5 protein-coding genes are annotated in these 13,046 nt (G+C 37.4%); 4 read left to right on the top strand and 1 reads right to left on the bottom strand.

Going from position 1 to position 13,046, the window contains the following annotated elements; all coding sequences use genetic code 11:
* The coding region (locus HMPREF2957_RS09385; RefSeq protein WP_261674145.1) for a Spy0128 family protein at positions 1 to 1,750 on the top strand (1,750 nt) is incomplete at its 5' end.
* Between the two features lie 147 nt (positions 1,751 to 1,897).
* Here HMPREF2957_RS09385 and HMPREF2957_RS04980 read toward each other — a convergent pair.
* A complete protein-coding gene (locus HMPREF2957_RS04980; RefSeq protein WP_070677877.1) occupies positions 1,898 to 5,854 on the bottom strand; it encodes a glycoside hydrolase family 66 protein in 3,957 nt (1,318 codons plus the stop codon).
* Between the two features lie 239 nt (positions 5,855 to 6,093).
* On the opposite strand from HMPREF2957_RS04980, the gene HMPREF2957_RS04975 reads away from it, so the two are divergent.
* The 3 genes from HMPREF2957_RS04975 to HMPREF2957_RS09380 form a co-directional block, all read left to right on the top strand.
* Positions 6,094 to 8,679, top strand: a complete 2,586-nt coding sequence (locus HMPREF2957_RS04975) for a GbpC/Spa domain-containing protein (protein ID WP_070677875.1) — start codon at positions 6,094 to 6,096, stop codon at positions 8,677 to 8,679.
* A 152-nt stretch (positions 8,680 to 8,831) separates the two neighbouring features.
* Entirely contained in the window at positions 8,832 to 9,539 is a 708-nt protein-coding gene (locus HMPREF2957_RS04970; protein WP_004252523.1) for a glucosamine-6-phosphate deaminase, read from the top strand.
* Positions 9,540 to 9,817: 278 nt separating this feature from the next.
* The coding region (locus tag HMPREF2957_RS09380) for a Spy0128 family protein (protein WP_083312338.1) at positions 9,818 to 13,046 on the top strand (3,229 nt) is incomplete at its 3' end.

The following is a 13,046-nucleotide window of genomic DNA, read 5'->3' as shown; positions in this document are numbered from 1 at the left end:
CTACTATAAATTCGATATCCCAGCCACTGTTAAAACAGACGTTAAAGGTGGAGTAGACATCGAAAATACAGCAGCGCAAATTGTAAACTACTACAACCCATCTACGAAGAAAGTTGAAAAACCAGAAAAACCAACTGAAAAACGTGTCAACTCAGTTCCAATTGAAGTCGAATTCAACTTCACTAAGAAATTGGAAGGCCGTGAATTGAAAGCTGGTGAGTTCAGCTTCGTATTGAAAGACTCTAAAGGTACTGAAATCGAAACGGTTCAGAACGATAAAGATGGCAAGGTGAAATTCGCTAAACTTGAATTCACTAAAGCCCAAGTTGGAACTCATAAGTACACTGTAGAAGAAGTTAAAGGATCTGATGCGACAGTCACTTACGACTCTATGAAGGCTGAAATCACAGTAGAAGTTAAATACGATGGTACAGCTAAAGCACTTGTGAAGACACTAACTGATGCTCCAGATAAAGAGTTCAATAACACTGTGACTCCTCCAGAAACTCCTGAGTTTAACCCAGAAAAATATATTCTTAAAGAAGAGAAATTTGACATTACTGGAACTAAACTTCTGGATGATGATAAAGAGTTAACTGATAAAGTAGCTGATACCAACAAAGATCCATATGCGGACAAAGTTGATAATAATGAAGCGCAAAATATCAATACTCAAACACTCCATAAAGGTGATAAGGTTGTTTACCAAGTATGGCTTGATACAACTAAATTTACAGAAGCTCACAATATTCAATCTGTTGGAATTACAGATAAATATGACAGTGAAAACTTGGATGTTAATGTAGCTAATATTAAAGCTTACGATTCAGTAACTGGTGAAGATGTAACAGCTAAGTTTGATATTTCAATTGTGGATGGTGTCATTACTGCTACATCTAAGGCTGACTTGACTATGTCTCTTGGAGATGCAGAAAATACTCAAGTAATCGACACTGCTAAATTAGCATTTGGACGTTACTACAAGTTTGATATTCTTGCACGTATCAAGGAAACTGCTAAGGAAGGTGTAGATATTGAAAATACAGCTTCTCAAATTGTTCACCAATATGATCCAACTAAGAAATCAGTTGAAAAACCAGAAAAACCAACTGAAAAACGTGTTGTTAATATCCCAGTAAAAGTTGAATTCAACTTCACAAAGAAATTGGAAGGTCGTGCGTTGAAAGCTGGAGAATTCAGCTTCGTATTGAAAGACAAAGATGGCAACGTAATTGAAACTGTAAGCAACGATGCAGAAGGTAAGATTAAGTTCTCAGCTCTTGAGTTCAAACGTGGTCAAGAAGGCACTCATATCTATCATGTAGAAGAAGTGAAAGGTACAGAGGCTGGAGTTGAGTATGACAATATGGTAGTGACTGTTGGAGTTACTGTAACTAAGGATGGTAAAGTGTTGACCCTTACTTCACAAATGCCTGAAGATACTGAGTTTAACAACAAGGTAACACCACCAACACCACCAACACCACCAACACCACCAACACCGCCAACGCCGCCAACGCCGCCAACGCCGCCAACACCGCCAACACCGCCAACGCCGCCAACACCGCCAACACCGCCAACACCACCAACGCCGCCAACGCCGGTAGCACCACCAACTCCGGAAAAACCTAAAGGTCGTGAGTTGCCAAATACTGGTGAGCAATCTAAAGTTGGATTAGTGGCTCTAGGTGCAGCACTTGGTCTAGTAGGTCTTGGTTTAATTGCAAAACCAAAAAGACGTGAAGACTAAGATTGAGATAAGATCAATATTTTGGTATTGAAATAGCAATTTTAGCTCTAAAATGAAGAGGCTTTGCTCGTAAGAGCAAGGCCTCTTTGTTATTTTCTTAAAAAAACCCCGAGGACTTATTCCTTGGGTTTTTAAAATTATAGTAGTTTAATCTTGTTTCTTTTTATAACCGACAAGACCTGCAAATCCAGTGAGAAAAGCAAATCCAAGATATGCTAATTGGGAATTTTGCTCTCCTGTTGCAGGTAGCTGACTACCAGGTTTAATCAAAGTTCTTTCTGATTGTATTGACTCTTTTTGGCGTTCAGAACCTTGAACTTGAACTTGAGTTTGAGGTTGAACTTGAGTTTGAGTTTGAGGTTGAGGTTTAGGCTGAGGTTGAGGTTTAGGCTGAGTTTGAGGTTTAGGCTGAGGTTTAGGCTGAGGTTGAGGTTGAGGTTGAGGTTGAGGTTGAGGTTTAGGCTGAGGTTGAGGTTGAGGAGTTGGTAATTCTTTGACTTTGTATTCAAAAATCAGATCTGTAGTTCCTACTCCGACTTGGCCTGATTGTTGTGCACTGCTAATACGTTCGTATGTTTGACCATTATAAGAAATTTCGTCCGGTGCAACAGCAATGTAGGCAGAACCGTTATCTGCATTTGAAGCAATAACGATAGCTGGTTGCAATTCAGTTGTGGTGTTTTGAAGGACAAATCGTGCTATTACATTTCCTAAAGCAAGTTTGTAGTCATAAATTACTGTTTTATTTCCCTTAGATACTGTTCCTGAAACATCAGCAGAACCCTCACGATGACCAACTAAATTATAGACTAGACCGTCTTTTGTAATTACTTTTGGTGCATCTGTAGTATAGTTCGTACCAAAGTCTGCGTTTTCAGAAACTGTTTGAGAGTCTTGTAATTCGGTATCACTGCCTATAATGAGGAATTGTACCGTCACTGATCCTTGAGAAATTGTATAAGTAATTACTGTATCATTAGTAGCAGAAGTTGCAGTAGGAAGAAGGTATCCCTTTGTTTCATCAAGTGGATCTACAAAGGTTAAGATTTTTCCAGTTGCATCTTTTGGTTCTAACCCTTCAATATATGGTAGAGTTGCAGTTGGCGCTGAAATAGCAGTTGGATTAGAAGGATCATTTAAATATGCAATCTCTTTAATAGCATTTGATGGTTCTTTTCCTGATGCATAACTAATTGTATAAACACCGACTGGTCGGTAGACAACAATATCAGAAATGTCATCAGATTCAGCTAGGATTCCAGTATGACCTCCAGATTTATTAAGATCAGGAGAGATTGTTGCATTTGATTCTTTAGATACGACAACATATCCATTTTTGACTGGATTTTCATAATCTGCGAAAGTAGTACCGTCTTTAGACACCCAATCTTCAAGTGTTGTTTCTCCAGTTACCAAATTGATAGTTCCTTTTCGGCTAAAGTTTAAACTATCTGTTTTTGAAACGATGTCAGCTTCTTGACGATTGTTACCATTCTTATCTTCAGTAACATAGGTGATAGTACGAGTTACTTTTTCTGATAAATGATTGAGATCACTAATAGATTTTCCATTTGGAGCTTTAGGAGTTGGATAGAGGCTACCATCGGTATCTCCTGGAACAACTTGGCCAACTTGAATTGGTTGTGTCTCAGAAAAATCTACAATTTTTGGTGTAAAGCGAACGATGAATTCCTGGATGCCATCACCATTAATGTTTGAAGCATCTCGGTCAAATTTTGCTGGTCCATTTTTATCAAATTCGTTCTCAACTAGTTTATAACCTTGTTTTAGGTATTTAGCAATCGTATCTTTTGTTGAGTAGTCAATCTTTTCATCAGTATGTCCAACAAAGTCGCTTGAACGTTCCAGTTCTTTACCAGTTTCATCTTGATAAAGAACACGGGCAACTTCATTAAGTTTGACATAGAGCATATCCCATACATCTAGGTTAGGAACATCAATTGCAGCCATCCATTGACCGGCCCCGCTGTCATAATATACATTGGCAGTAGTTTCACGAAGTTGAATATTATATTTTCCTTCTACAGCATCTGGTGTAGCCCAATAGATATTCGCATGTTCGGCCTGATCTTTTGAAATTCTACCGAGTGGTACAAAAGCTTGGATGTTAGTCAGTTTCGTAGTGGAATTAACAGCACTATTCCATTTGTTTTCAGTAATTCCAACTAAATTAATCAAATGAGCAATTCGGTCACCAGTTTTAGTTTCTTTTGTGATGGTATAAACGGTACCAGGTTGAACACCATCTGAATTATCAAGATTAGAACCGATAAAGTTACCATCAACAAGAACATTTGTATTGTCTCCAATACGGCGAGTATCATGTGCTAAAGTTTCGCGTCCACGAAGGAGTTCTTGGTAGGCAACGATAAATTCTTGGTAGTTGAATTCTGCATTAGCAAAATCAGCATTGACTGGTAAGTTTTGATTGAGGTACCATTCAGCCTGAATAACACCAAAACCTTTTTCATCTTGAGATGTATTGAGAGCAGCAGTGGTCATATGATAACCACCACTTGCTGCAATAATTGCATCTGTTAGCAATTCATTGTCTTTGCTGAGTTTTGCTGCATTTTTTTCACGGTGAGTATAAGCAGCGATAATTGGAGATTTTCCGTTGTATAAATCTCGCATACGCTCAGTCAAGCGTGTTAAGGCTTGGTAGGTAGAATCATAGGCGATGCTATCTCCCCAAACTTCCGCGTATGGTGCAGAGACATTTGTTTTTCCTAATCGATCAGCATCTCCAGTAGAGATATCGTTGATCATGAAGTCATAGCCTTCTTTTTTGAGTGCCTCTGTTGCAGCTGCGGCTAGTTTTGGATAGTTTTCACTTAAAGAGAAAGCTTTTCCAGGTTCGTTAACTTTTTCAACCAAGTTAGTCCCCATAGTGTCCCCTTGCCAACCATCGAAGCCGCCTTCTTTCATGGCTTTTAACATCACATTGATGATAAAGTTTTGCCAGTTTGGATCTCCTGGATCTAGAAATTGTTGGATGTCAGTCGCTGTAACATCACCAGTCTTTCCAAAGTTGAAGTGATCTTGCAAGTTGCGTACGATAGCACTTTTTACTTGGTCTGGGATTTTTTCGTCAAGAGACACAGCGTAAATCATATTATAAAGCATAGCTTTAGCACCAGTTGAATGAACATGAGAAACCAACTCTTTTACAGCTTCTGTGTCAATAACCGGTAAGTATGTTTTACGTTTTTCGGGATCTGTTTCATCTTTCGGAATCAAGAAAGTAGCCCAATCTTGAGTGAATCGTTCAACATTAGCCGGGAATGGATTAGCAGGAGTATTGTAAACGTCGTAGAAGAAGTAGTTGTTGATGTGCATGTTGGCCAATTGGTCAATACTATTTTTATATCCTTCCACTTGATCTTTTGTGATTGAATTGTGATTGTCTTTTGAACCTGCAACAACACCATAACGTGGATATACAGTCCAATCATCTTCGACTGATAGACCAGCTACTTTGTGAAGTTCTTGTTTTCCATCAGCATTCTTTCCGATGACGTCAATGAGATAACCAGAATTTGGAGAAAAAACAGAGTTTGGAATGACAAGTGAATTTCCTGGAGCATTCTTCAACTCATAAATGACTTTGTCTAAATGAGATACTGTCAAATCAGATGAAGTTACGTTAGGATTATTGATTGAGATGCTAACATCCTCACCACTTTTATATGTAGCCTTGTTAAATGTTACATCGTTTTGGATTTTTGGAGTGTTATAAGTGCTTGTTGTAGATGAAGTACTAGCCGTTGTGGGTTCAGTTGTACTTGAAGTTTGAGGCAAAGTTGATGTATCTTCGCTTGAAGAAGTCTTTGGGATTTCCTCACTAGTTGTTGTAGTAGGTTGCTCACTAGTGGTCTCAGTACTAGTGGCTGGTTGACTTGATTTAGTTACGTTTGTAGTTGAAGTTGTAGTTGTAGTTGAAGTTGAAGCAACTTCATCTGCCATAGCAACAGAACTTAACATCAAAGAACCAAAGACCGTAATCATAGATACAAGTACTTTATTTCGCTTGCGGAAATAGCCGTGACCTTTTTCTTGAAAAAGGTTATTTGAAAATTTCATAATATCTCTCCATTCATTATATTTTGTTAGTTGAAATTATACGACAGTTCATAAGAAAATGTCAACAAAAATGTAAACTTTCTGTAAATAAATGAAAAGATAATGAAATAAAATTGAAAAAAATTGAAAAAATACTTGACTTTTAAAATTATTTTTGATACGATTTTTGAGACTTCGAAGAACAAAAATTCTTTTTGCTTCAGAAGCATAAATAAAAAATATTTAAAAAGGAGTTTGTCATGTCATCGTTAAAGAATAATAAAACGATTAAGTATGCCTTGAGAAAAACCTCAGTTGCTTTTGGTTCTGTTGCGGTCGCAACAGTGATTGCTGCTGCAGGTATTGCGACTGTATCTGCCGATGAAACTTCATCAGCAACTACACCGGTTACTTCAATTACAACAGTAGCTGGAGAAGAAACAAAAGAAGTTGCAGTTCCAGAGAAGTTGGAAGAAGCTAAAACTGCTGCTAAAAATGAAGGTCTTGAAGTTAAAGAAACTGAGACTAAAAAGCAAGATTCAGAGGAAGCCGCTGCTAAAGATTACGAAAAACAAGTTACTGATATTAATAAAACTGTAGCTGATTATAAAGCTGAAGTAACAGCAAATCAAGAAGCTTACGAAAAAGAAAAAGCTGAAGTTGATGCTAAAAATGCTGCTGCACAAGCAAACTACGATAAAGAGCTTGCGGCTTACAACGCAAAACTTACTGCTTACGAAAAAGAATTGACTGAAAAAACAGCAGAAAAAACAGCAGTAGAACAGAGTAATGAAGAAGCACGTGTTGCTTATGAAAAAGCTCTTGAAGAATATAACACAGCACTTGCAGCATACAATGCATCTGTAACAGCAAATCAAGAAGCTACTGAAAGTAATAAATTAGCTCAAGCAGAATATGAAGCTAAATTAGCTGACTACAAGACTAAAAAAGCTGCTTATGATGAAGCACAAGCTGCTTACTTGATTGAGCTCGAAATTTACAACAAGAAAAAAGCACAATACGATGATGCTAAAGATGCCTTCAATAAGATGGTTGCAGAGCGTGGTGGAAATCCTGAGAAATACAAACAAGATTTGACATTCCTCTCTGAAGAACTTGCTGATGGCGAAACAACTAAAATCACACACCAAACAACTGGATTAACAACTTACTTGACAAAAGAAGGTCAATCTCGCATGTACGGTGATGGTAAAGCTACTAAAATGTATGAAACAAAGAATCTACAAGATTCTGATGTGACAACTACAAACCCATATGCTAATAATGAAATTGAGTGGGGAGTTGTAAAAGTCGGAGATAAATTTGATGTGACATACACAGGACTTACTCAAGCTAAAATTGTAAAAGGTAGCGAAGAAAAACGTATTGCAAAAGTTGTTTATAAATACGATGTGAAGAGCCTTCCATCATCAGATGGAAAAGGAATCGTTCAAATTTATAACGATCCAGCGGTTACAATGACAATTGGTAGCTCAACTGATACTGAAAACCCAGTTACAGTTGGTGTTGACATTGAGTTTTATGATGAAAATGACCAATTGATTGATTTGTCACAACACAATGCAATCCTTGCCCTTAACTCACTTAACCACTGGAATGGTGCATCTTATGTTGAAAATGACAAACCTCGTCCTCTAGTTGTTGAAGCTAAAGATAGCGAAGGCAATACAGTTCGTGGAACTTGGGATCCATATTCAGATGGAAGTGAACCAAAACTTGATGGTGCAGACGTTGTTGTGAAAAGCGGTAAGGCTGACTTCGGTAGTGCAGAAGTTGATATCAATGCTGATAATCCTTTGAAAATTGTTGCTCAAAAAGCAACATGGGTTGATGATGCCTTCAAAGTAACTGAAGAACCAACAGTTGATGCTACAACAGTGAACGCATCTGGTGGCGGAAATGGTCACTCAGTTGGTACTGAAGATTACACATTCGGTGATAAATCAGACGTTATCGGTTCTTACACTGTAGACGCTACATCTGGTGTTTTGAGATACACACCAAAAATGAAACACCAAGATACTCCTCACGTTGAGTCTGTAAACATTGGTGACAAAGAGTTTATTAAACTTCCAAATTCAAGTGTAGACCAAGATTCATCGACAAAAGAAGTATCTGCTAAAGAACAAAACCAATACATGGATCAAGGTGCTACATTTAATGCGGACTCTTCAAGTGAAACTAAGGGTTGGGATGATCCTAAGAGCCCTTACCTTTACTATGGTGGTGCTGCTGTTATTTTGAAAGATGGTCATCTTGAATTTACAGCAAAAGGTGCTAACGCAACAGGCGAAGCAACTCTTTATTGGTTCTCTATCAACTCAAATGTTGGCTTCCCTCAAGATCCAGGTGAAGAGCCAGTTAAACCAACAGAACCAACACCTCCAGTTAAACCTGAAAAACCAGAATTGACAGAAGTACCAACTGTTAAAGAAAAACCAGTTCCACCGACAGAACCAGAATATAAAACTGTACCTGTCTTACCAAGTGAACCGGTTAAACCAGAAGCACCTGAGTTGGTGAAGGATCCTGTTAAGAAAGAAACAGAAAAACCAGTTGTTGAATGGAATAAAAATGTTGTGCTTATCAAGGAAAATGAAAAACCACAACCTAAGCCAGAACCAAAACCAGAGCCTAAGCCAGAACCAAAACCAGAGCCTAAGCCAGAATCAAAACCAGAGCCTAAGCCAGAATCAAAACCAGAATCATCTAAGAAATCATTGCCAAATACTGGTTCAGTTGAACAATCATTCATGACTTATTCAGCACTTATTGGTTTAGCTACTGCCGGTTATGCTTTGTCAAGAAAGAAAAAAGAAGACTAATTCATTCTGACAGTTTAAAAAGAGAAGACTAGTTTAGTCTTCTTTTTTTTTACTTAACTTTATCCTATAAAATTTAAAATATTAAACCGTTTACACTTGACAAAAATTGGTCTATACCATATAATGAAATAAAGAAATATGGAGGAACAATTATGAAAGTTATTCAAGTAAAAAATCCTGAAGAAGGTGGAAAAGTAGCTTTTGAAATTTTAAAAGAAAAGCTAGCAAACGGTGCTCAAACATTAGGACTTGCGACAGGTAGCAGTCCACTTGAGTTTTATGGAGAAATCGTTAAGAGTGACCTTGATTTTTCAAATCTTACAAGTGTTAACTTGGACGAATATGTAGGTCTTGATGGAGATAACCCACAATCTTATCGCTACTTTATGCAAGAAAATCTATTCAATAAAAAGCCATTCAAAGAAAGCTTTTTACCTCGTGGTGTCAAAGATAATGCAGAGGAAGAAGTAGAACGCTACAACCAAATTCTTGCTGACCATCCAGTTGATTTGCAAATTCTTGGAATTGGTCGAAACGGTCACATTGGCTTTAATGAGCCAGGAACTCCATTTGATAGTCAAACCCACCTTGTAGATCTTGATCAGTCTACTATTGAAGCAAATGCTCGCTTTTTTGATAAGATTGAAGATGTACCAACACAAGCTATCTCAATGGGAATCAAAAATATTCTAGATGCAAAATCTATTCTTCTCTTTGCTTATGGTGAATCTAAAGCAGAAGCCATCGCTGGAACTGTTGAAGGTCCAGTTACTGAAAGTCTTCCAGCAAGTAGTTTGCAAAACCATCCAGATGTAACTATTATTGCAGATGCTGGAGCACTTAGCTTGTTGAAAAAATAGTTCTCGTATAAATGAAAACCATTCAAAAATTTTCGAATGGTTTTTGTAACTTTATGAAAATTAATGTATATAAAATAATAAAATTATAATAAAAACGTACATTATGATTCTAAAACTTATAATTGTAAAGAAATAGAATAATTATATTTGTGATTTATTAAAAATGAGGCTTCTGAGCCTCGTTTTCATTGACTTTTAGATTATATTTTAGTACTATGATGGTGAGTTAGTCAATAATTCAATATATTTAAAAAAATAGGGAAAGAAGGAAATATTTAATGGTGAAAAAGATAAAGAAAAAGCCGTTATTAATATTTTTTGTATCAGTTCTGACCTTCCTGAGTGCATTGTTCTTATCGACCAATGTCGCTTATGCAGATGGAAAAGAACTAACGGGTGTAGTAACTGATATAAGTGTCCTCAACATGTCGGATTCCAAATTGGAACCGAATGCAGATGGTACTTATCAGATTATTACCAATCGTACAAATCAGTTCTTTGTTCAATTTGACCTCAAGCAATATGATGGAAAATTGACCAATGGCGATTACTTTGATGTAGATATTCCTACACCAGTAACTGTCTATAATGGAACGACTGAATTGTACGATAAGGAAACAAAAGTAAATATCGGTACAGTAGTTGTTACTGCCAATGGTGATAACCAAGGTGGTAAGGCACGTGTTACTTTGAAGAACCTTGATGAGTTCCAAGCTAAAACAGGCGGGGATATCGTTAAAGGCGTGAAAGGAAATTATGCAATTACTTTCTTGTTCAAGAGTGACCAAACAGCAACGCCACTTACTTTTGAAAACAAGGGTGTTGGTAAAACAATCACACATACCTTTACATCTAAGACAGTTGACAGCAAGCAAGAAGGTTTCGAAAACTATGCTAAGGTTGGTAACGATGTAGTAAGTAAAGAATGGACTTCAGAAAAGTTAGCAGCTATCGGTTCAGTTGGAAAAGGTGATATTTATTCTCCATGGAGAATCCGTGTCAATACAGGAAGACAAGACTATGGTAAAAACCTAGTTCTTAATGACTTCCTTCCAAATACAGCTGAGTTTTCTGCTATTCAATATATTCCAGAATCATTGGTAGTTTATTCTTCTGCAACATTGAACGATGGTACTTCTCAAGTCCCATCAGATGCTAAGAAGATGGTAGAAGGTACTGACTATACTGTAGCTTGGAATGAGAACTATACTCAGTTCAAACTTATCTTTGCAGATGGTTCTAAATCGTATTGGGTAGAATACCATACAACAACACCAGGTGATGGTAGCAAAGTTCAAAACGTTATCCAGTTGACTACAGCAGATGGAACTGCACTTACTCAACGTAGTAATCGTGCAAAATTAGATTTCACGGTTGAACGTGTATCTCTTGTAAAAGGACAAATCGAAGCTTCTACAGCCTTCAAGATTAAGATCAACAAGACAAATGCCTTCACATTGGTTCCAGTTGCAGGCGCTGTTTATACAGTGAAGTCAGAAGACGGAACTATCTCTACAGAATTGACTACAAATGAAAAAGGTGAGGCAATCTCTGATGAGTTTGATCAAAAATATGTCGGTAAGACATTCATCATCAAAGAAAAAACAGCTCCTGCTGGATATAATCTTGATGAAACAGAATACAAGGTAGTTCTTGGAGCTGAAGGTTCTAAGATTAACCTTAAAGACGAACCAATCGCAGCTGATTTCTCAATTACTGCTAAGAAAGTAATTGCTGGAAATCGTCCAGTAGCCTTGAAAGATGGTGAGTTCAAGTTTGATTTGTACAATGCAAACAACTTGACTACTCCAATTGCTTCAACAACAAACAAAGCAGATGGAAGCATCACATTTGAAGGTTTGAAAGCTAAAGGTCCTGGTACCTACAACTATGTCATCAAAGAAAATACTGAAACAAAAGTTCCAGGTATCACATTTGATGAAAACTCATACGAAGTAACAGTCGTTGTTAAAGCTGAAGGTGGAACACTTAAAGCTGAGGTTACAACTCAAGCACCAACTTTAACAAACACATATGAGCCATCACCAGCTCGTGCTACATTCAAAGCAACTAAAGAATTGGTTGGTAAAGAACTTGCTAACGAACAATTTGAATTTGAATTGAGCGAAGGTGGTAACGTCATTGCAACGTCTTCAAATGGTAAGACAGTCAATGGTGTTGAAGCTGCAACAAATGAAGTAGTCTTCTCAGTTCTTTACACTGAAGCTGGAGAGCACGAATATGTCATTACAGAAAAAGCTGGTTCAGTAGCAGGAGTTACATACTCTAAAGAAAGCTATACAGTTCATGTTAAAGTTGTAGATAACGGTGAAGGTAAACTCGTAGCTACTGTTACAGAAGCAGATGAAGCTCGTAAGTTTACAAACACATATAAAGCAACTCCAGCAGAAGCTGTTATCAAAGCAACTAAAGAATTAGTTGGTAAAGAACTTGCTAAAGAACAATTTGAGTTTGAATTGAGCGAAGGTGGAAACGTTATCGCGACATCATCAAATGGTAAAGAAGTTGAAGGTGCCGAAGTTGCAACAAACGAAGTAGCCTTCAAACTTTCATACACTGAAGCAGGCGAGCACGAATACGTGTTGACAGAAAAAGCTGGTTCAGAAGAAGGAGTTACATACTCAACTGAAAGTTATACAATCCATGTCTTAGTAGTAGATAATAGCGAAGGTAAACTAGTTGCAACTGTTAAAGAAGCAGATTCAACTCGTAAGTTTACAAACAAATATAAAGTATCACCTACAGAAGCAGTTATCAAAGCAACTAAAGAATTAGTTGGTAAAGAACTTGCTAAAGAACAATTTGAGTTTGAATTGAGTGAAGGCGGAAACGTCATCGCAACATCATCAAATGGTAAACAAGTTGAGGGTGTTGAAGTTGCAACAAACGAAGTAGCCTTCAAACTTTCATACACTGAAGCAGGCGAGCACGAGTACGTGTTGAGAGAAAAAGCTGGTTCAGCAGCAGGAGTCACATACTCTAAAGAAAACTACACAATCCATGTCTCAGTTGTAGACAACGGTGAAGGTAAACTAGTTGCAACTGTTAAAGAGGCAGATTCAACTCGTAAATTCACAAATACTTATAAAGTATCACCAACAGAAGCAGTTATTAAAGCAACTAAAGAATTAGTTGGTAAAGAACTTGCTAAAGAACAATTTGAGTTTGAATTGAGTGAAGGCGGAAACGTCATCGCAACATCATCAAATGGTAAACAAGTTGAGGGTGTTGAAGTTGCAACAAACGAAGTAGCCTTCAAACTTTCATACACTGAAGCAGGCGAGCACGAATACGTGTTGACAGAAAAAGCTGGTTCAGAAGAAGGAGTTACATACTCAACTGAAAGTTATACAATCCATGTCTCAGTAGTAGATAATGGCGTAGGTAAACTCGTTGCTACTGTTCAAGAAGCCGATGCTGCACGTAAGTTTACAAATACTTACACTACAACAACAGAAGCTCCAACAACGACTGAAGCTCCAACAA

The organism is Streptococcus sp. HMSC062D07 (assembly GCF_001814215.1).
GTDB classification, from domain to species: domain Bacteria; phylum Bacillota; class Bacilli; order Lactobacillales; family Streptococcaceae; genus Streptococcus; species Streptococcus infantis_I.
Note: the sequence above shows the minus strand (reverse complement) of the source record. Positions and strands in the feature narration are given on the sequence as shown.